The sequence below is a fragment of the Arthrobacter sp. 01T419 genome (assembly GCF_056398865.1).
Window position 1 is genome coordinate 90866 of record NZ_JBFTQF010000011.1, and the last position, 18010, is coordinate 108875.

Consider the following 18010-nt stretch of genomic DNA (forward strand, 5'->3'; position numbering starts at 1 on the left):
GTCAGGCCTCGACGACCTCGACGTTGACGACGTCTTCGATCACCGGGTTGGACAGGAGGGTCTCGGCGGCTTCGCGGGCCTGGGCGAGGATGGCGTCGGTCACCTCGCCATCGACGGTCAGTTCGAAGCGCTTGCCCTGGCGGACTGCGCTAAAGCTGGTGAAGCCGAGGCGTGGCAGCGCGCCCACGATGGCCTTCCCCTGCGGGTCCAGAATCTCGGGCTTGGGCATGACGTCGACGACGATCCGGGGCATCCGGTAACTCCTGTGCGTGAGCGTTGGTTAAACCTTGGTTAAAGGCTGCCGCGGAGTGGTGCCGTCTCACGCCGCAACCGCATCCAACAGAGTTCACGACAGTGTTGGATGCAGTGTCTTACGGAATAAGGGGGGCGCTCCGCGAGCTTGCATGCCCATTCTACCGGCCAAATAGCCACATACCCTATTTGCGGGAGATCGGTGAAGAGGCCCCGCGGGCCGCGCCAATTGGCGGCGGCGGCCCGCCGTCGTCGGGGGTTTGTCAATGCCCGACGGTGGCTCCGGGCACTGAACGACGGCGGCTCTGGCCGGGGGTGGTTTGCGTCATTAGGATTGCCGCATGGCCGAGAACGCTAAGTCGATGGTTTTACCCGTGGTCCTTGCCGCTGTGTTTGCCGGCCTGGGGAGGATGGTTTTCCAAAGGATCATGGCAGACCGGGCTGCCCGGGAAAACCGCATTTCGGTCCCGCCGGATGCTTCAACAAGGGCCAGAATCAGCGACGCCCTGCGGGGGATCCCGTCTTAGCGCGGCCGGTCCGCTGACAAGACACCGGCGCAATAGGGCGCAATAGGGTACGCAGAAATGCGCTAATCTTCCGGGTTCAAGGCGTGTATTCGGGAGTAGCTTGGAATTGCTGTCAAGGAATTTCCGCATCCAAGCAGGAGGATCAATGACCGAACACGTCGCCGAAGTGTCCGCATGCAGCGTTGGCAGCTGCGGCTTCAACCATCATGGCTGTACCGCCTTCGGGATCACGATTGGCGGAACCGCGGACCACGCATCCTGTGCCACCTTCATTGACACTACGCTCATGGGAGGACTCCCCAAGGTCTTGGCGCACGTTGGTGCCTGCCAGCGCTCGGAATGCACCCACAACAACAACCTCATGTGCGAGGCCCACGACGTCCGGATCGGCCCCGGTGCCGAGGCGGCTGATTGCTTGACTTACGAACACGCCTGAGGCTTCCTCCACGCCGCCTTCGTCATTTTTATCTGAATATCCGCACAGCGGGCACGTCCCTCCCGACAGGGGCGTGCCCGCTGCTGTGTGCAGATGTATTCTGATGCCAAATGACATGACAAAAGACGCGAAATGTGTCCTATGTCATATTCGGCTATCGCTCTGTACTCTATGAATCGGCTGGACTTTACCTGATTACAAGAACTGTCAATCGGTGTCCACCCACAGTTGATTGATCTTGACATGACCACCACGATCGCCCGGAAAGGTGCAATCACTCGTGAATTCACAAGGAAAGAGCTTCATTGGAAGCGGGGGGCTTCGAAAAGCTGCGGCGTTAGCCGTCGGATTACCGGTTCTGCTCTCCTCCGTGGCGTTGACACCCGCTCAAGCCACTCCCGCTTCCGGATCAACCACCGCCGGATTAGCGGTTGCCCGGAATGTGGACCCCACGTCTTATCAGGATGGCCGTTACGTCGTGGTGCTGGCAGAGAAGCCAGCAGCCACTTACGACGGCGGAACGCCCGGTTATGTGGCCACCAAACCGCAAGCGGGCAAGAAGCTCGACGTCGGCAAGGCCGAAGTGAAGCAGTATCAGGCCCACTTGCAGCAGAAGCAGCAGGAAGTGGCCAAGCAGCAGAACGTGAGTATCAATCGCGACTACACCACAGCCATCAACGGCTTCAGCGCCACCCTTTCCGCGAACCAGGCTGTCAATCTCGCGAAGGACCCCCAGGTCCTCCTTGTAGCTCCGGACACCCAGTCGGCTCCTGACTACTCCACCACGGATTTCCTCAAGCTCAGCGGACCCGACGGACTGTGGAATACCCAGTTCGGCGGCCAGGACCAGGCCGGCAAGGGCACGGTGGTCGGTGTGATCGACACGGGCTACACGCCCACGAGCAAGTTCTTCGCCGGTGATCCCGTCCAGCCACTGGTAGGGGACCCCCAGGTAGGGGTCCCGTACCGCACGAGTGACGGCAAGATCGCCATGCTGAAGGCCAACGGAGACACCTTCGTGGGCGAATGCCAGAAGGGCACCGACACCGGAGCAGCCTTTGACGGCAGCGCCTGCAATTCCAAGGTGCTCAGCGCCCACTACTTCGCCGATGCCTTCCTGCAAACGGTTCCGCCAGCTCAACGGGCACTTCAGGAACAGATCTCGCCCATCGACGTCGTGAGCCACGGTACGCACACGGCTAGCACCGCCGCGGGCAATCCCGGTGTGGAGACGTTCGTGGGCGGCCGCAGCTTTGGCAAGACGAGCGGCATTGCACCGGCTGCCAAGCTCTCCATCTACAAGATCTGCTGGGAAGACACCGACCCCAACACGGGAGGCTGCTACAGCTCCGCGGCCATTGCCGCCATTGATCAGGCCATTGCAGACGGCGTGGACGTTCTCAACTACTCCATCTCCGGCGCTACGGACACCACCACCGATCCCGTCTCGCTGGCGTTCCTCTCTGCCGCTTCGGCCGGCATCTTTGTCGCCGCGTCAGCAGGCAACTCCGGGCCGCAAGCCAGCACCGTCAACCACGGCGCACCCTGGATGACCACCGTTGCCGCTTCTTCCTTCTCCCAGGAGCTGCAGGGAACGGTTGAATTCTCCGACGGCAGCAAGTTCCGCGGAGCCAGCATCATGAACCACCAGGTGAGCGGGGCCGGCGTCGTGCTCTCCGCAAATGCTCCCTCAGGCACCGGTAACGCCGCGCTTTGCGCACCCGGATCCTTGGACCCGGCGAAGATCGCGGGCAAGGTAGTGGTCTGTGACCGTGGCGTGGTTGACCGCGTCGCCAAGAGCGCCGAGGTGCTCCGTGGCGGCGGTGTGGGCATGATTCTCGTGAACCTCACCAGTTCATCGCTGGACACAGACAAGCACGCAGTGCCCACCGTCCACGTGAATCCGCCGGCCTCGCAGGCCATCAAGGACAAGGTTGCGGCCAACCCGGGAATTATTGTTTCCCTGGTTGACCGCGACACCACCGGGCTTCCGCTCGAGGCGCAGCCGCAGATCGCCGGATTCTCCTCCCGCGGCCCGCTCCTCGCCACCGATTCGGATCTGCTCAAACCGGACGTTTCGGCTCCCGGCGTTGCTGTCCTGGCCGGGGTTTCGCCCATTGGCAGCAAGGGTGACGAGTACGGATTCATGTCCGGTACGTCCATGGCGTCCCCGCACATCGCAGGTTTCGGAGCTTTGATCCTGGCGAAGAATCCCACGTGGTCCCCGGCTGCAGTCAAATCAGCCATGATGACCACGGCGAGTGACGTCAAGCTGGCCGATGGAACCAAGAACCGGGATGTCTTCGCTACTGGCGCAGGAGAGATGAACCCGGCCAGCGTGCTGGATCCAGGACTCGTTTACGACGCCGGAACCGAGGACTACCTGAAGTTCATCCAGGGCACCGGCGTCGATCTCGGCATACCGGGCCTTGGTTCCACCCTGCCGCGCGACATGAACCTTCCGTCGTTCGCCCTCGGAAACCTGGCCGGCAAGATCGAGGTCACGCGCACGGTTACCGCGCTGACCCCGGGACAGTACCGGGCGACAGCCGATGTCCCCGGCGTTGACGTCAAGGTGACCCCGTCCGTGCTGAATTTCAACTCGGTCGGCCAGAAGAAGACCTTCAAAGTGACCTTCGAAAACAAGAGTGCAGCCCTGGGTACATTCGCCATGGGTTCGCTGAAGTGGGAAGGCGCCAACAAGTCGGTGGTCTCTCCGATTGCGGTCCGTCCGCAGTCGGTGCTGGCCTCTAAGAGCGTCGGCTTCACGTCCCAGCAAGCGAGTGGTTCCGCCGACATCAACATCATCTCCGGCACCAACTCACCCACGGCTGTGACCATTGACGGGCTCTCGAAGGCCGTTTCCTCGGCTGCGGAGCTTGTTCCGGGTCCTGTGGCTATGCAAAGCGACGCCTCAAACTTCGTCAAGACCGCCAAGGTTGTCCCCGGAACTCCATTCGCGAAGTTCTCGGTGATCTCCTCCGATCCCACCGCGGATTTTGATCTCTATGTGATTTCACCCTCGCATCAGCTGCTGACCGCTGCCACACCCAGTGCCAGTGAATCGCTCTCCCTCGACAACCCGGAGCCCGGGGATTACACCATCATCGCTAACCTGTATGCCAGCCCCAACAACCGGCCCACCAAGGCCACCGTTGATGCCGCCATCCTCGACGCGAAACTGGGCAAGCCCACGGTCACGCCTAACCCGATCCAGCTGCGAAACGGCAAGGCCGGGAAACTCTCCTTTGCCTGGAGCAATCTGCCCCCTGGCTCCTTTATCGGTCGGCTCACGTTTGCCGGCACCAGCGCACCCACCTTCGTGTCCCTCCTGGTCTCGGCGAATGGCACCGTATCCGTGGTGCCGAAGGATGATCAAGAGGGCGAGCACGGTAAGAGCAAGCTGCGGAATGAGGACGAGGATCAGTCGAATAACGCCCGTTGATGCGGCAATGATGCTCTGACATATCTGCTTGATAGATAGGCAAGAAAGCGGCCGGCGGGATATCCCGCCGGCCGCTTTCTTTTTATTCGACAGACGCTCGCTCACCTTTATGGTCGAAATCCAAGACGCTCGCTCACCTTTGAGCCCAAACGATCGAACGCTCCTGCAGATGATCCGCCGGAGGGTTGGGTTTGAGGCGTTATTTGTGAGTGAGCGTTGGGTTTGGGGCGCTATTTCTGCAGGAGCGTTCCGGTTTTGTCCCCTGTATGTGAGTGAGCGTTGGGCTGGGGGCCGTCATATGTGAGCGAGCGTCGGGTTTGGATTCTGCCTAGGTGTTTCCCGTGGATCCGGAGATGCCGCCGAGGAGTGCGGCCATGGTGCGCCAGCGGGCGATCTCGCAGCCATCCGTCCGGCTGAAACGGCTGTTGACGTCGCGTCCGCGGAACCGGCCCGTCACTACAGCCACCTGTGGACCACCGTATTGCTGGGTGCAAATCCGGTCCGGCCGCGGAACGGGGAAGAAGATCTCTTCGCCGAATTGCTCGACGGCGGCCAGCGCCACGCGGGCGTCCGGAAGGGTTGAGCCTTCGGAGACTTCGCCGCCCGAGCCGAGCAGGACGAACTCGTGATCCGTAGCGCCAGGCGCTTCTGTCAGCGTGATGGTGAGTTCGACGTCGTACTTTCCATTGCTTGAAGTCATGAGTTTCCTTTGTGGGGTGCCGGTACCAGGAGTTCCAGAAGCGGCCGAACTTCCTCCAAGACCCGCGCGCGGAGCTCCTGGGCTTCGGCGGCGAAAGCCCGCTGATACTCAACGTACTCGGCCTTGCCCTGCGGTGTCTCGATCCTGATGGCCGGATAGCCCCATTCTTCAAGGTCGTAGGGCGAGGCCTGCATGTCCATGGCCCTGATACGCCAGGATAGTTCGAAGCAATCCATCACCAGCTCGCTGGGCAGCGMCGGGGTCAGCTTGTATGCCCACTTGTAGAGGTCCATGTTGGCGTGCAGGCAACCTGGTTGCTCCATGGTCCGCTGGTTTTCCCGCGTCGGGGTGAGTTCGTTGAGCGGGGTGGCGTCCGGAGTATAGAAGCGGAAGGCGTCGAAGTGCGAGCAGCGGATCCGGTTGTCTTCCACCACGGCGTCCGTGCCTTCGGAACCGAGCCGCAGCTTGAGGTATTCGTGACGAAGGTGGAATTTGTCCTGGCGGTAGACCATGGCCCACTCATGCAGGCCGAAGCAGCCAAACTGGGCGGGCCGCGTGACGGTCCCCGCCAGGATGATGCCCGCGAAGCGGACGGCCTCGGTGCGGTCGGCTACGAACCGGCTGCGATCGAAGGTAACCGCGACGGTACCGGCAGGCAGTCCCGCGAAGGCCAGCGCGCCGTCGTCGAGCACTCGGTAGTACTTCCACCCGGCCCGCTCTGCCGCCTTGGGGCCGGAGAGGACGACGCCGTCACCCGGGTGCCAGCGCAGCAGCTGGCCTGGCTTCTGGGTGTAGTAGGTGAAGAGGAAATCTTCCACCGGATGCTTCTGGCCTGCGGAGCGCCGGGCCAGGTATGGCTTGGCGTAGCGCTCAACGCGGGCACGGTGGGCAGCCTCCAGCGCAAGCCATTTTTCTTGCGGGAGGTGCTCTTGCCTAGGCTCCTGCACCGCTTGAACCCAGGATGTCGGCGACCGCGGCCCATGCGGCGATTTCGCAGCCGTCGGTGAGTTTGTAGGAGGAATCGACGCCCACGCCATCCACTGCCCCGGTGACTGTTGCCGTCTGGGGGCCACCGTAGCGCTGGCTGCAGACTTGGTCGCTAGGGCGTGGCGAGCGCGTGAGGAGGGCAGGGTTCTTCTTCAGGGCCGCGCACGCTGCGGCGGCGGTGGGGTGGTGGCTTTCGGCCGCGGGGACGCCACTGGTGCAGACGAGCGTGTAGCTTTCCGGAGCTGCTGTGGGGGAGGGCTTGACGATGATGGAAAGCTCGGCATCTCCATGGCCGGGAGAGGTGGGTGTGCCCGGGGTGAAGGAAGGGGCCGGTTTGGGGGATTCAGTCTCGTCCGGGAGGAGTCCAGTGGGACTGGGCGACGGCGTGGAGGACGCGCTGCTGCCAGGGGCCGAGCTGCTGGGCGAGCCGCCCCCGGTGCCCGGCGTGCAAGCGGCGAGCCCCGCGACGGCGAGGACAGCCAGAACGTACCGGACTATTCGCAAACGCATGGGATCTCCTTGGTTCCTGCCAGTTTATCGCCCGGCGGACGCTCCGGGGAGTTGAGTGGCCGCGATGAGCCCGGTCATGGCCCGGTGCAGTTCCGCTACTTCGGCCCGCGTGAGGTGGAGCCGCTCCATAATGGTTCCTGGCACGGCCGTTGCCTGCTGCCTGAGAGCGGACCCGGCTTCAGTCAGGGTGATGGCGAGGGCGCGCTCGTTTCCGTGGATGCGGTTGCGGGTCACGAAGCCTGCTTCCTCAAGCCGGCGCAGGATGGGGGAGAGGGTGGCCGGCTCGTGCAGGAGTGCCTCGCTGATGTCCTTGAGCGTACGTGGACTGCGTTCCCACAGAGCCAGCATCACGAGGTATTGCGGATGGGTCAGACCCATCTTTTCGAGCACCGGCTTGTAGACGCCCACCACGCTTCGCGATGCCACCGTCAGGGCAAAGCACAATTGACGCTCCAGCAGCAGGTCGTCGTCGGGCGGCGTGGTGGTTTCGGGGGCAACGGGTGTGCCGGCGGCAACCATTGCTTGCTCCATTCTGTGTCGGGCGTTGTTTCTGTTCTGGGTGTCCGGACCGGCCGGGCCAGTGATAGTTAGTGCACTAATTGTTAGTGTACTCTTAAGTCACAACATCCTTTGAGAGAGGGTAGACCAGGTGGCCAAAGAGACCATGACCCAGAAATTCATGCGTGCAACGGGCAAGCTGCGGATCATTTTCGGGCCGGCGCACAGCAGTTCCCTGGACCACGAAATGACCGAGGAGAACCGGCTCCTCCTCATCCGGCGCCAGGCCGAAGCGCAGCAATGGGAGACCATCCGAAGGCCCGATGGCAGCACCTACGTAGTCCCCAAGAACCCCGACGACAAGTCCCTTCGCTGACCTCCGCCCGGGCCTTTTACGGGTTCCGGGCGTAAAATTGGCCTCACTGGAACCACTCAGCTCCAACCGTACGGCTGGACCTCGCAGCGGGGAAGGAGGTGGGAATTGTGGGACATGCACTCGATAGCTTCATGAAGGTGACCGATCGACTGCGTTTCTGGTTCGGCCCGGCGACCCGGGGCGACATTGATACGCCCGTAGTCCACAAGCATGACGACTTCGAAAAGGCGTCGGAGCAAGACCTGGGGCATTTCGTCGTCGAAACAGATGACGAAGGCCACCACTACGGAGTCCGCAAGGAAGACGCCTGAGGCCTCGTTGCGGCTCGAAAGCCGCAGGAAAGAAAAAGAACCGGAGCGTGAGCCCCGGTTCTTTCACATTTTAAGCAATCCAGATCCCGACGGCGGGTGCCTAACGGCGGCGTTCGGCTAGCGGCCGGTGCCGCCGTAGACGGTAGCCTCGGCTTCGCCGTCGAGCTCGAAGGCCTTGTGGATGGCCCGCACGGCGTCATCCAGCAGATCAGCATGCGTGACCACGGAGATGCGGATTTCCGAAGTGGAGATCATGTTGATGTTGATGCCCGCGTCCGAAAGCGCCTTGAAGAACGTGGCGGAGACGCCCGGGTGCGAACGCATGCCAGCGCCGATCAGGGAGAGCTTGCCGACGTTTTCGTTGTATTCGATGCTTTCGAAGCCGATTTCGGGCTGCGCCGCACGGAGGGCCGTGAGGGCGTCAGCGCCTTCCACGATGGGCAGGGTGAAGGAAATGTCCGTGCGGCCGGTGCCGTGAGTGGACACGTTCTGAACGATCATGTCGATGTTCGAGTGCGCCTTGGCGATGACCTGGAAAATCGCGGCGGCCTTGCCGGGGATATCCGGGACGCCCACCACGGTGACCTTGGCTTCTGAACGGTCGTGTGCAACGCCGGAGATGATTGGCTGCTCCAAGGCAACTCCCTCTTGAATCGTGATCTTGTCATCGGCGCTGGGCAGGACCCAGGTGCCTTCGTTCTGGCTGAATGAGGAACGGACGTGCAGGGGTACGCCAAAGCGGCGGGCGTACTCCACGCAACGCAAGTGCAGGATCTTGGCACCAGACGCTGCCAATTCCAGCATTTCCTCGCTGGAGATACGGTCGATCTTTTGGGCGGTGGAGACCACTCGCGGGTCGGCTGTATAGATACCGTCGACGTCCGTGTAGATCTCGCAGACGTCGGCTTCAAGCGCAGCTGCGAGAGCCACCGCAGTGGTGTCGGATCCGCCGCGGCCAAGGGTGGTGATCTCCTTGGTGCTGTGGCTCATGCCCTGGAAACCGGCAACGATAGCGATGTGTCCCTTGTCCAGGGCAGTGCGGATACGGTGGGGATCGACGTCGATAATGCGGGCTTTGCCGTGGATACCGTCCGTGATCATGCCGGCCTGCGATCCCGTGAACGACTGCGCGGAGGCGCCGAACTTGTTGATCGCCATGGCGAGCAGGGCCATGGAGATGCGCTCGCCTGCGGAGAGGAGCATGTCCATTTCGCGGGCGGGAGCCGAATCGGTGACCTGGGCGGCGAGGTCAAGGAGTTCGTCCGTGGTGTCTCCCATGGCCGAAACCACCACAACAACCTCGTTGCCGGCCTTTTGCGCGTCAACTACGCGGCGGGCAACACGCTTGATGCCTTCGGCGTCGGACACCGAGGAGCCACCGAACTTCTGCACGATCAACTGCTTTGTGATGGCAGTCTGAGCGGACAGGTCTTCGGTTTTCACATCGGTAGTGGGCAAACTCATGCGCGCACCCTCACTGCATCAATTGGGGATCATACGTTGCTTGGCCAGATAACGGCACGGCTACGTAGCTTATTTGGCCAGTTTATCGCCGGGTGCCGCGGGCAGGGGAATTGTGACCAAATCTCGGCCTTGGGGTGGATGTCCGGCCGTTTCCGCGTGGCGTACGATCAAGAAATACGCAGCCTGAGGGCATGTGGGCTCACAGGAAATCAGCGTACTTGTTCTGTTTGGGGGAAACAGGTGAGTAGGGCATGTCCATAGCTGAAAGTTCAAACGTCCCGGGCGGTGGTGCCCCCGGCGTATCCGCGGAAGGCGTCTCACGCCGCTTCGGTACGGTCCATGCAGTGGAACACATTGATTTCCACGCGCCGGCCGGGAAAGTCACGGTACTCATCGGTCCCAACGGAGCCGGCAAGACGACGCTCCTGCTCATGCTGGCCTCACTTCTCCGGCCCGACTCCGGGACCATCCGGATCGATGGCCTGGATCCACTCCGGGACAGTGCCGCCGTGCGGCTTCGGATCGGCTGGATGCCAGACACCCTGGGGGTATGGGAGTCCTTGACCGCGCGCGAAATCCTGGTCCAGATGGCGCGCTTCTACCGTCTGCCCAAGGCCGGTATCGCCCAGCGTGTTGCCGAGTTGCTCGAACTTGTCCGGCTGGACACACTTGCCGACCAGCCGGCTCGGGTCCTTTCCAGGGGCCAGCAACAACGGCTCAGCCTGGCCCGAGCCCTCATTCACGATCCCTCCGTGCTCCTGCTCGACGAGCCCGCTTCCGGCCTTGATCCGGGATCCAGGGTGGAGCTTCGGAACCTGCTGCGCCGCCTCGCGGGAGCCGGCAAAGCCGTGGTGGTTTCCTCCCACGTCCTCAGTGAGCTCGATGAAATCGCAGACGGTGCGGTGTTCGTCAACCAAGGCCGCACCGTGAAACAGCAGACCCTCGAGGAGGCGGCTCGGCAAGGCCGCCGCTACGCGATCACGGCCCTCGACAACCAGGCACTCGCGGTAAAGCTCGGAGAACTGGGCCTGGAATATCGCGTGGAGGCAGGCCTCCGTCCGTCGGTCACCTTGCTGTTGACGCACGACGACGGCGCTGCCGCCCTCCTCCGGGAACTCGTCACGGCGGGCATCGGGGTAGTTTCCTTCGCCCCGGCCGCGGGTGCCCTCGAAGAGACCTACATGAACTTGGAAACGGAGAGGCGATGAGCAACGTGACAGAAGCCGCGCCCAGTCCAGCGGGACCGCGAGGAACTACGGACGGTTGGAACGCCGTCGTCGGCTACCTTCGCGGGATCCGCGACGTCGTGGTCCTGGAGATGAAGCAGCGGCTGCGTTCCCGCGGCTGGTACATCATGTTGGGCATCTGGTTCGTGGTCATCGCCGTAGTAACCTGGCTGACCTGGCTCGCCTGGAACGCGACCATGGAAGCACGGCGTTCCGTCACGGCTATGTCCCCGCAGGACGGGGCGGGGTCCATGATCTTCGAAGTGGTGCTCGCTTTTGTGCTCCTGTTTGCCCTGCTTGTGGCGCCCGCGCTGTCCGCCAATGCCATCAACGGAGACCGTGCCGGGGGCACCCTCGCCATCCTGCAGATCACCTTGCTGACACCGGGCCAGATCCTGTGGGGCAAGTTCTGCGCGGGCTGGCTGGCGGCGCTCGCCTTCCTGGCCACCAGCGCACCGTTCCTGGTTTTCGGAATGTTCCAGGGCGGGCTGACCGTAGGGCATGTGGTGGTTTCCTTGGTGATGCTGGCGGTGGAACTGGCTGTTGTCTGCGGGATCGGGGTAGGAATTTCGGCACTTGCGGGTCGGCCGTTGTTCTCGATCGTGGTGACTTACCTGGCAGTTGCCGCGCTTGTGGTCGGCTCCCTGATCTCCTTCGGGCTGGGATCGCAATTGGCGCAGGGCACGGTGTTGGCCAACACACCCCAAGCACGCGCCTTGTCGTATGCCCCCGCGCAGCCAAGCCAAAAAGGGCAGCCGACCGAACCCGTCCAACCGGGGTACACCTGCGGGGGCCCCTTGGTTGAACACCCAGCACTCCGGACCGAACGCGTGGCCTGGATGCTCGCTTTGAACCCCTATGTGGTGGTGGCCGACGCGATTCCGTACCCAGACCGCAGTGGAAGTGCGTTCTACTCGGCCGGCATGATCGAAAGCATCAGCCAGGGTGCCAGGTCCGCGCTAGCCGGCCCGGATCACACCTATACATGCGCCAACGGGGTGCCCCAGCCGCAGTACCTCAAGCAGACGACGCCGCTGTGGCCGCTGGGGCTTGGCCTGCAGCTGGTCCTGACGGGGTTGCTCATGTGGCTCGGTTGGCGGTCATTGCGGACGCCGGCAAGCCGACTGGCTCAAGGCACCCGGATCGCTTAGGGCAGAGCGGACTGGGTCCCTCGGCGGGCCGGGCATTGGTTACATGAGCGCGTTGCGGCGGCCCTCGAAGGCCCTTCCGAGGGTAACTTCGTCGGCGTACTCCAGGTCTCCGCCCACCGGGAGGCCGGAAGCGAGCCTGGTGACGGTGATGCCGATCGACTTCAACATTCGGGCCAAGTAGGTGGCCGTCGCTTCGCCTTCAAGGTTGGGGTCGGTCGCGATGATGATTTCCTGGATAGCGCCATCGTTGAGCCGCGTAAGGAGTTCACGGATGCGCAATTGTTCGGGCCCGATGCCGGCGATCGGATTGATGGCGCCGCCCAGCACGTGATAGCGGCCGCGGAAGGACCTGGTCCGTTCGACGGCCAGGACGTCCTTGGACTCTTCGACCACGCAGATCACTGAGGGGTCGCGGCGCGGATCGCGGCAGATGTTGCACAGCTCTTGCTCGGTGACATTGCCGCAGACAGTGCAGAACTTCACGCGTTCCTTGACTGTGGTGATGGCCGCGACCAGTCGCTTCATGTCCTCGGGATCGGCCTCGAGGATGTGGAAGGCAAGACGCTGCGCCGATTTGGGCCCGACGCCGGGGAGCCGGCCGAGCTCGTCGATCAGCTCTTGTACTGCGCCTTCGTACACAATGTCCTCGTTCGTTCTATGCAGGCGCCTGTTGTTGTTCCGAGGCGTTGCGGTTTGGTGGCATCTTGACGAGATGCCGGAGAGCTCGCATGGTGTTCCGTGGGTTTCCCCCTTGGACACCGTGCGATTAACGCAAGATGTTGTTGGGTTCCGGCTGTTAGCGGCGCATCAGGGGAGTGCCGTCCAGCGACCTTTCTTCCAGTAGCTTCCCGCCCAGAATACGCTCGACGGCGGCGCGCCCAAAGACTCCCGACTCCTCGATCGTCTCGTCGTCGGCACTCGGGATATCCTCCACCACGACGCCGGGAGCGGCTGCGGCCCGTGCCGGTGCCTTCTCGCGCCCAGCCATGGCTTCCGGGCTGTTCGAAAGCCGCTGGTAGAGGCTCTGCTTCCCGGTTCCCGTAGGTGATGATGTTGGCGTGTGGGCAGTGGCTGGAGCCTGAGCCGTGGACTGTGCGAGTGCTACGGACGAACGCGCGGGTTCGCCCCCGGATGTCGCGGCCGCTTGCGGTGCGCCCGCTTGCAGTGCGCCCGCGCTGGGGCGGGTGGGCTGTGGTGCCGACCAAGTCGTTGACCAATCGGCCGCTGGCGCCACGGCCGGTGCCGAAGCCTGCGGCTGGCTTGGAATCTGCGCAGCGGCGGGCTCATAGACGGGACCTGCGGTTGTTGCCCCGGATGAAGGGGTTTGCCGTTCAGGGCCGGCAGAATTGCGTGTATCCGCGGAACCCACGTTGGATTCGGTGCCGACCACCCATGACCCGGGCGCGTGCTCGACGGCCTTGGACCAGGGATCTTCCAGGACCTTGGACTTCTTCTCCGGAGTTGCTTTGGACGCGTCCTTGCTCGTTGGGGTAGGGCTACCGGCGGTTGAGCCGTTCAGCCCGGATGCTGCGGCTGGCGACGCGGCGTCCTGCGGAGCAGCGGCTTGGGGCGCGGCAGCTTGCGGCGTGGCGGTCCCCGCGGGCACCGCGGCGAAGCCCGGGGGAGCCGATGGCACCCAATCCATGGGCGGCTCTTCGTCGAGCGGGGGAGCGTCTTCGTCCCGCGGGGGACCCCAGTCGTCGTCCGAATACGAGTAGTCCGCGCCCGGGTCGGTGCTTGGGGCCGTGGGTGCCGCTGTTGCCGAAGCCAGCGCGGTCGCTGCGGCCGACGCCATGGCTGCCGCCGCGGCCGGGCCCTGTGCGACGGAAAGAGGCTGGTTGGCCGGAGCTGCGCCTGGCGCCTGGGCAGGAGCTGACCCCTGGACCTGTTCGGAAGTCTCGCCAATGGCCGAAGGAGCCTGCGCCGACGTTTCCGGTGCCGGTGGTGCCTGCTCTGCCGGTGCGGGCGCTAGGCCCGGTGCCGCGTCAACCGTGGCTGTTTCAGGGGCGGCAGCGGTGATTTGTGTTGCAGGGGCAAGTCCCCACGCGCTGTCTATGGCGGACGACGCTGTTGGATGGGCGTTCCCGTTTACAGGGGACGCCGGGTCAGCCGGTGCTTTTGGGTTTGGCTCAGAGCTACCTGAGCTGTTGCCGCCGACGACCGACGTGATTTGGCAGTCGATGCCGATCGTCTTGTGGATGGCTTGGCGAAGGTTCTCGGCATGGTCCGCCCGGCTAAAGGCGCTGGCAAGGCCGTCAGTGCTGAACGCCAGAGTCAGAAGTTGGCCATCGAATTGCGCCACCTGCGCGTTGGCTCCGACCAAAGCCCAGCTGCTGCGCTTGATCTTGGTCAGCGTCTGGAGAATCTCCGGCCAAGCGCGACGGATGACCTCGACGTCGGCACCACCGGCAGCGGGACGAGATGGCTGTGCGGACACCGGCGGTTGTGCGGGCGGCGGTTGTGCGGGCGCTGGCGCGGGAGCTTGGGCTGGCGCGGATGCCGGGGTTGCTGCGGGAGTCTGGGCGGCTGCCTGCTCTGCAGGAACCGCGGCGGACGCTGGCGAATGGGTGGCGGGTTCGGCTCCGGGACGGCTGGCCGGTGGCCGGGCCTCATCCACGGGCCAGTCATTGGTAGACACACGAGGCGGTGTTAACTGGCCCCTGGACGGGGTTTCAGAGCTGGGCGGGGTTTCAGAGCTGGGCGGGGTTTCAGAAACGGACGGGGATTCAGACATGGATGAGGTGCCAGATATAGGCGGGGCGTCGGAAACCGGAGCCTGTGCGACCGCAGGCACGCCGGACACTGGTGAGGCGGAAGCGGTACTGGGAGCCGCCGTCGGGCGTTCCACTGGCTGTTCCGCAGCGCGGGCAGTCGGGGCCACGGCTGCGGGGGGAACCGCGGAAACGGCAGACGAACCTTGGGCTTCCGCCGGGGGAAGCGCTCCGCCGTAATTGAGGCGGCGTTCGACGCGATCGATCCGGGCCGCGATGCCGCGTTCGGTCTGCTCGGAACTGGGCAGCAGGATCCTGGCGCAGAGCAGTTCGAGATGCAGCCGGGGCGAGGTGGCGCCGGTCATTTCGGTGAGTGCGGTATTGGTGACATCGGCGGCGCGGGAGAGCTCTGCGGCACCGAGGTTGTTGGCTTGGCTGCGCATGCGGGCGATCTGGTCCGCCGGCATGCCGCGGAGGATGGCTTGGGCGCTCTCCGGCATGGCCTGGACGATGATGAGGTCGCGGAACCGCTCCAGCAAGTCCTCAACGAAGCGGCGGGGATCGTGCCCGGTTTGGATGACACGGTCCACGGCGCGGAAGACGGTGGCGGAATCGGACGCGGCGATTGCCTCGACGACGTCGTCGAGCAGCGAAGCGTGCGTGTATCCGAGCAGCGCGACAGCGAGCTCGTAGTCCAGGCCGTTGGGTCCGGCGCCGGCCATGAGCTGGTCAAGTACGGAAAGGGAGTCTCGCACGGAGCCGCCGCCAGCGCGGATGACGAGCGAGAGCACGCCCGGAGCCACAGGGACGTTTTCCTGCTGGCAGAGAAGCTCTAGGTATTGCATCAGGGGCTCGGGCGGCACCAGCCGGAAAGGGTAGTGGTGCGTGCGGGAGCGGATGGTGCCAATGACCTTGTCCGGCTCCGTGGTGGCAAAGATGAACTTGATGTGTTCCGGCGGTTCTTCGACGATCTTCAGAAGCGCATTGAAGCCGGCAGAGGTGACCATGTGGGCTTCGTCAATAATGAAGATCTTGTAGCGGTCCCGGACCGGGGCGAAGGTGGCGCGCTCGCGGAGATCACGGGCATCGTCCACGCCACCGTGGCTAGCGGCGTCGATCTCGATGACGTCAAGGGAACCGGAGCCGCCACGGGCCAACTCAACGCAGCTGTTGCATTTGCCGCAAGGTGTGTCAGTGGGGCCTTCGGCGCAATTGAGGCAGCGGGCGAGGATGCGGGCGGACGTGGTTTTTCCGCAGCCGCGGGGACCGGAGAAGAGGTAGGCGTGGTTGACGCGGTTTTTGCGCAGGGCCGTCATGAGCGGCTCGGTGACGTGTTCCTGCCCGATAACGTCCGCAAAAGAATCCGGGCGATATCTGCGGTAAAGAGCAGTAGTAACAGTCACAGGGGAAACCTACCTATAGGGACTGACATTTAAATAAGAGACCCCTCATGCACCCGCCAGAGCCCATCTACCCTTGCTACCTTCCGGTCCTGGGGGAGTTCAACAGGATGACGCCACATGAGGGGCCGTCGACAAGCTTACCCGAAGTTATCGAGCCCTCCGAATCCGCATCAGACTCCCCGGTTTGAGTGGACATGCCCCTTGTGAGGGCCAAGGAATGGACATGTCCCTCTCGTGCTCCCCGGTTCCAAGGGACATGCGCCCTGCTAGAGCCAAGGAGTGGACATAGTGGGATTATGTCCAGTGCTCGTTGCCAAGGGAGGGCATGTCCATTGGAGGCTAGCGCCAACCGTTCACCGGCCACGTCATGAAGGCCGGTTCCTCGTACGGGTGGGCTGAGCGCAGGGCCTGAATCACGGCGTCGAGCATGTCCACCTCAACCACGCACTCGACCCGGACTTCCGCCACCGTTTCACCTTGTCCCACGGCCCCGATAAAGGGTTGCGCCCCGGGTAACGGAGTGAAGCGTCCGGTGCCCGGAGTGGTGAAGGAGCAATGCGAATAGTCGCCGATTTTGCCTGCCCCGGCATCGCCGATCGCGCCCAGCAAGTCCTCACTGTGCGAGACCGGGACGTAGACAACGAGGGCGTGCAGTTGACTCATGGCACCATCTTCCCAGTGGTCGCCGAAAACAGGTCAAAGGATGGTTCTTGATCTCCATTGCCAAACCGCTGAACGCAGCGGACTATGGGTATGTACACCGATTGGGGCAATCTCAAGATTGTGAGCCGCAGGGCCTGGTTTCAGGGGCTGGACCCAGCAGCTCAACGGAGTGCCGGAGGAATGGACGCATTGGGGGCGTCCATTTTTACGTTTAAGGACGAGAGAGGCCCTGGAAGTCCCGATTGGGCGATGCCGAATTTCTCGGGTACAGTGGAGTCTGCTTTTGATTCAGAAGCATGGAGAATTCGCCTAGCGGCCTATGGCGCACGCCTGGAACGCGTGTTGGGTTAACGCCCTCGGGGGTTCAAATCCCCCATTCTCCGCGTTTTGGCCCCGGTCCTTCGACCGGGGCCTTTTGCGTCCTTACACCCGCTCCGCAGCCACCCGCTCCAGCACTTCCCGGCACGCCAGAATCGCCGGGTGGATCCGCCCGGCTGTCCGCGTAGAGGTGAAGACCGTCCGCTTGGGGAGTCCGGGAAGGTCCAGCAATTGCACCGGCGTGGTCCTGCCCGTCCAGACGAGGTCCGGCATGAGGGCCACGGCGTTGCCGGATTCGATGAGCCGGATCTGCGCCTGGAGGTCGGCGGTTTCGTAGCGGACGTCGGGCTCAAACCCGGCGGAGCGGCACGCCTGCTCCGCCCAGTGCCGCGACGCTGCGCCGCGCGGTTCCATGACCCACGGCAGCGCAGCCGTGTCTGCCAAAGAGGAAATCGATTCGCCACCCAGGCCGGGCGGGGGAGTAGCCAGCCTGATCGCGTCGCTGGTCAGGGTGGCCCGATCGAGTCCTGGGTGGTGCGGGGCGGCGTGTCCGGGGTACTGCTCGGCCACCACAATGTCGAAGTCGCGGGCCCAGGTCTCGTAAAGTGCGGTCTCCGGTTCGCGCTGGATCATCTCAACGCGCACTTCCGGGTACTCGCTTTTCATGATGGTGAGGAAGTCGGGCATGAGAGCCAAGGCGGCCGTTTGGAACACTGCCAGCCGGACTGTGCCCGTGACCGTGGAAAGCGATGCCGCCAGGTCCGTCTCGGCCCGCTCCAGTGTGGCCAGCAAGGCCGCCGTGTGTTCCACCAGGATCTCGGCTTGCGGCGTGAGCTGCACGCGTCTTCCTGATTTCCGAAGCAGTTTCACGCCGGCTTCCTTCTCCAGCAAGGTCAACTGCTGGGACACCGACGACGGGCTGTACTTCATCGCGTCCGCCACCTCTGCGAGCGTTCCGCGGATCTTCAATTCGTGTAGCAAGCGCAGCCTGCGGACATCCAGCATTCGACTCTCCAGAAGGTTCTAGAAATC

Annotated in this window: 17 protein-coding genes, 1 tRNA gene and 1 other RNA gene; 8 read left to right on the forward strand and 11 right to left on the reverse strand. The window is 63.5% G+C overall.

Features of this window, described 5'->3' with window-relative positions; translation table 11 throughout:
• Nucleotide 1: 1 nt before the first annotated feature.
• Nucleotides 2–253: a phosphoribosylformylglycinamidine synthase subunit PurS gene (gene purS / locus AC1DLO_RS16135; protein WP_028265707.1), complete on the reverse strand. Its 252-nt coding sequence runs from the start codon at nt 251–253 to the stop codon at nt 2–4.
• A gap of 340 nt (nt 254–593) precedes the next feature.
• Between purS and AC1DLO_RS16140 the strand changes: the two genes are divergently transcribed.
• The 3 genes from AC1DLO_RS16140 (at nt 594) to AC1DLO_RS16150 (ending at nt 4660) form a co-directional block, all read left to right on the forward strand.
• Complete coding sequence (locus AC1DLO_RS16140; protein ID WP_184741347.1) at nt 594–779, forward strand: hypothetical protein; 186 nt, start codon at nt 594–596, stop codon at nt 777–779.
• A 145-nt stretch (nt 780–924) separates the two neighbouring features.
• Complete coding sequence (locus AC1DLO_RS16145) at nt 925–1215, forward strand: DUF1540 domain-containing protein (protein ID WP_184741346.1); 291 nt, start codon at nt 925–927, stop codon at nt 1213–1215.
• Between the two features lie 370 nt (nt 1216–1585).
• Nucleotides 1586–4660, forward strand: a complete 3075-nt coding sequence (locus tag AC1DLO_RS16150) for a S8 family serine peptidase (protein ID WP_476914525.1) — start codon at nt 1586–1588, stop codon at nt 4658–4660.
• Between the two features lie 328 nt (nt 4661–4988).
• Here AC1DLO_RS16150 and AC1DLO_RS16155 read toward each other — a convergent pair whose 3' ends face one another.
• The 4 genes from AC1DLO_RS16155 to AC1DLO_RS16170 are packed head-to-tail and all read right to left on the reverse strand — an operon-like array spanning nt 4989 to nt 7376.
• Nucleotides 4989–5360 (reverse strand): serine protease inhibitor, encoded by a 372-nt coding sequence (locus AC1DLO_RS16155; RefSeq protein WP_476890558.1) that lies wholly within the window; start codon nt 5358–5360, stop codon nt 4989–4991.
• A complete protein-coding gene (locus tag AC1DLO_RS16160) occupies nt 5357–6397 on the reverse strand; it encodes a 3-methyladenine DNA glycosylase (protein ID WP_476914526.1) in 1041 nt (346 codons plus the stop codon). Before AC1DLO_RS16160 ends, AC1DLO_RS16155 begins: the two co-directional genes overlap by 4 nt.
• Nucleotides 6294–6857, reverse strand: a complete 564-nt coding sequence (locus AC1DLO_RS16165; protein ID WP_476890560.1) for an SSI family serine proteinase inhibitor — start codon at nt 6855–6857, stop codon at nt 6294–6296. The genes AC1DLO_RS16160 and AC1DLO_RS16165 overlap by 104 nt, the downstream gene beginning before the upstream one ends.
• Before the next feature lie 24 nt (nt 6858–6881).
• Nucleotides 6882–7376: a MarR family winged helix-turn-helix transcriptional regulator gene (locus tag AC1DLO_RS16170; RefSeq protein WP_476890561.1), complete on the reverse strand. Its 495-nt coding sequence runs from the start codon at nt 7374–7376 to the stop codon at nt 6882–6884.
• 145 nt (nt 7377–7521) lie between these two features.
• Between AC1DLO_RS16170 and AC1DLO_RS16175 the strand changes: the two genes are divergently transcribed.
• Both AC1DLO_RS16175 and AC1DLO_RS16180 read left to right on the forward strand, forming a co-directional pair.
• On the forward strand, nt 7522–7731 hold the full coding sequence (locus AC1DLO_RS16175) for a hypothetical protein (protein WP_221451661.1): 210 nt from the start codon (nt 7522–7524) through the stop codon (nt 7729–7731).
• Nucleotides 7732–7862: 131 nt separating this feature from the next.
• Nucleotides 7863–8042 (forward strand): hypothetical protein, encoded by a 180-nt coding sequence (locus tag AC1DLO_RS16180; protein WP_184741429.1) that lies wholly within the window; start codon nt 7863–7865, stop codon nt 8040–8042.
• 117 nt (nt 8043–8159) lie between these two features.
• Here AC1DLO_RS16180 and AC1DLO_RS16185 read toward each other — a convergent pair whose 3' ends face one another.
• Nucleotides 8160–9506, reverse strand: coding sequence for an aspartate kinase (locus tag AC1DLO_RS16185; RefSeq protein ID WP_476890563.1), 1347 nt, complete (start codon nt 9504–9506; stop codon nt 8160–8162).
• Nucleotides 9507–9757: 251 nt separating this feature from the next.
• Between AC1DLO_RS16185 and AC1DLO_RS16190 the strand changes: the two genes are divergently transcribed.
• Together AC1DLO_RS16190 and AC1DLO_RS16195 are read left to right on the forward strand one after the other, a co-directional pair.
• Nucleotides 9758–10714 (forward strand): ABC transporter ATP-binding protein, encoded by a 957-nt coding sequence (locus AC1DLO_RS16190; RefSeq protein ID WP_476890564.1) that lies wholly within the window; start codon nt 9758–9760, stop codon nt 10712–10714.
• Nucleotides 10711–11883 (forward strand): ABC transporter permease, encoded by a 1173-nt coding sequence (locus AC1DLO_RS16195; protein WP_476890565.1) that lies wholly within the window; start codon nt 10711–10713, stop codon nt 11881–11883. Before AC1DLO_RS16190 ends, AC1DLO_RS16195 begins: the two co-directional genes overlap by 4 nt.
• 39 nt (nt 11884–11922) lie before the next feature.
• On the opposite strand, the gene recR is transcribed toward AC1DLO_RS16195, so the two are convergent.
• The 4 genes from recR to AC1DLO_RS16215 all read right to left on the reverse strand — a co-directional run bounded on the left by recR (nt 11923) and on the right by AC1DLO_RS16215 (nt 16660).
• Nucleotides 11923–12522 carry a recombination mediator RecR gene (gene recR, locus AC1DLO_RS16200; protein ID WP_028265726.1) on the reverse strand — a complete coding sequence of 200 codons (600 nt, stop codon included), beginning with the start codon at nt 12520–12522 and terminating at the stop codon, nt 11923–11925.
• A gap of 157 nt (nt 12523–12679) precedes the next feature.
• Nucleotides 12680–15997 (reverse strand): DNA polymerase III subunit gamma and tau, encoded by a 3318-nt coding sequence (locus tag AC1DLO_RS16205; RefSeq protein ID WP_476914527.1) that lies wholly within the window; start codon nt 15995–15997, stop codon nt 12680–12682.
• A 33-nt stretch (nt 15998–16030) separates the two neighbouring features.
• Nucleotides 16031–16127, reverse strand: an RNA gene (ffs, locus tag AC1DLO_RS16210) — signal recognition particle sRNA small type.
• A 209-nt stretch (nt 16128–16336) separates the two neighbouring features.
• The gene (locus AC1DLO_RS16215; RefSeq protein WP_476890567.1) at nt 16337–16660 is read right to left on the reverse strand and encodes a hypothetical protein; all 324 of its coding nucleotides are present in this window, start codon (nt 16658–16660) and stop codon (nt 16337–16339) included.
• A gap of 298 nt (nt 16661–16958) precedes the next feature.
• On the opposite strand from AC1DLO_RS16215, the gene AC1DLO_RS16220 reads away from it, so the two are divergent.
• Nucleotides 16959–17043, forward strand: a tRNA-Ser gene (locus AC1DLO_RS16220).
• Nucleotides 17044–17083: 40 nt separating this feature from the next.
• On the opposite strand, the gene AC1DLO_RS16225 is transcribed toward AC1DLO_RS16220, so the two are convergent.
• The gene (locus AC1DLO_RS16225) at nt 17084–17983 is read right to left on the reverse strand and encodes a LysR substrate-binding domain-containing protein (protein ID WP_476890568.1); all 900 of its coding nucleotides are present in this window, start codon (nt 17981–17983) and stop codon (nt 17084–17086) included.
• Between the last annotated feature and the right edge of the window lie 27 nt (nt 17984–18010).

Coding starts and splice junctions, on each gene's coding strand:
- purS (WP_028265707.1), bottom strand. CDS start 253: ATGCCCCGGATCGTCGTCGACGTCATGCCCAAGCCCGAGATTCTGGAC.
- AC1DLO_RS16140 (WP_184741347.1), top strand. CDS start 594: ATGGCCGAGAACGCTAAGTCGATGGTTTTACCCGTGGTCCTTGCCGCT.
- AC1DLO_RS16145 (WP_184741346.1), top strand. CDS start 925: ATGACCGAACACGTCGCCGAAGTGTCCGCATGCAGCGTTGGCAGCTGC.
- AC1DLO_RS16155 (WP_476890558.1), bottom strand. CDS start 5,360: ATGACTTCAAGCAATGGAAAGTACGACGTCGAACTCACCATCACGCTG.
- AC1DLO_RS16165 (WP_476890560.1), bottom strand. CDS start 6,857: ATGCGTTTGCGAATAGTCCGGTACGTTCTGGCTGTCCTCGCCGTCGCG.
- AC1DLO_RS16170 (WP_476890561.1), bottom strand. CDS start 7,376: ATGGTTGCCGCCGGCACACCCGTTGCCCCCGAAACCACCACGCCGCCC.
- AC1DLO_RS16175 (WP_221451661.1), top strand. CDS start 7,522: ATGACCCAGAAATTCATGCGTGCAACGGGCAAGCTGCGGATCATTTTC.
- AC1DLO_RS16180 (WP_184741429.1), top strand. CDS start 7,863: ATGAAGGTGACCGATCGACTGCGTTTCTGGTTCGGCCCGGCGACCCGG.
- AC1DLO_RS16185 (WP_476890563.1), bottom strand. CDS start 9,506: ATGAGTTTGCCCACTACCGATGTGAAAACCGAAGACCTGTCCGCTCAG.
- AC1DLO_RS16190 (WP_476890564.1), top strand. CDS start 9,758: ATGTCCATAGCTGAAAGTTCAAACGTCCCGGGCGGTGGTGCCCCCGGC.
- AC1DLO_RS16195 (WP_476890565.1), top strand. CDS start 10,711: ATGAGCAACGTGACAGAAGCCGCGCCCAGTCCAGCGGGACCGCGAGGA.
- AC1DLO_RS16215 (WP_476890567.1), bottom strand. CDS start 16,660: ATGAGTCAACTGCACGCCCTCGTTGTCTACGTCCCGGTCTCGCACAGT.
- AC1DLO_RS16225 (WP_476890568.1), bottom strand. CDS start 17,983: ATGCTGGATGTCCGCAGGCTGCGCTTGCTACACGAATTGAAGATCCGC.